General features: G+C 76.3%; 1 protein-coding gene. It reads left to right on the top strand.

The annotated features are described in order from the left end of the window. Positions 1-149: 149 nt before the first annotated feature. Positions 150-940: DNA ligase (locus G3I65_RS09050; RefSeq protein WP_160695690.1), on the top strand; the 791-nt coding region annotated here is incomplete at its 3' end.

Genomic DNA, 940 nt, shown 5'->3' on the forward strand with positions numbered 1-940 from the left:
CTGCGGACCGGTGCGCTGGAACCGGACGGGCCGGGGTCGCCCGTGCTGCGCCGCGCCGGCAGCCACCAGGAGCTCCTGCCGCTGCTGCCGGCCCGGTGACCGCGCGGCCCGCCGGGCCGCCACACTTGACGGCGGCGGGGGAGGTGGCGATGGGGACGGTCCCGGACGCGGTGGCGCCGATGCTGGCCGTCGACGGCCCGCTGCCGGACGACGACCACCACGGCTACGAGTGGAAGTGGGACGGCTTCCGCGGCTGCGCCCGGATCGCGGCCACCGGCGAAGCCCGGATCACCAGCCGGAGCGGCAGCGACCATACCCACCGCTACCCCGAGCTGCGCGACGTCTTCGGACCGGCGCTCGGCGGGCACGCGGCGGTGCTGGACGGCGAGGTGGTCGCGCTGAACGCGGCCGGCCGCCCGGAGTTCGAGCTGATGCAGCGCCGCGCGATGCACGAGCCGACGCCGAAGCTGCGGGCCGAGGTCCCGGTCGTCTACTTCGCCTTCGACCTGCTTCGCATCGGGAGCGAGTCGCTGCTGGACCGGCCGTACGAGCAGCGGCGGCAGCTCCTCGCGGAGCTCGTCCGCCCCGAAGACGGCAGGCTGGTGGTGCCGCCCTGGTACACCCGCGCCGACATCGCCCCGGACCAGCTCCTGGCGACGGCGGCCGAGCACGGCATCGAGGGCGTCGTCGCGAAGCGCCTGGACGCGCCGTACCTGCCGGGCACGCGCTCGCCGTCGTGGACGAAGCGCGCGTTGACCCGGACGCGCGAAGTGGTGATCGGCGGCTGGCGCCCGGGAGCCGGCCGCCGCGAGGGCACGTTCGGCGCGCTCCTGCTCGGCGCGTACGACAGCGAGGGCGCGCTGGTGTACCTCGGCGACGTCGGCACGGGGTTCACCGACGACGCGCTCGACCACCTGCGCGCCGTGCTGGCGCCGCTGGC

This window comes from Amycolatopsis sp. SID8362 (assembly GCF_010550475.1).
GTDB lineage: Bacteria > Actinomycetota > Actinomycetes > Mycobacteriales > Pseudonocardiaceae > Amycolatopsis > Amycolatopsis eburnea.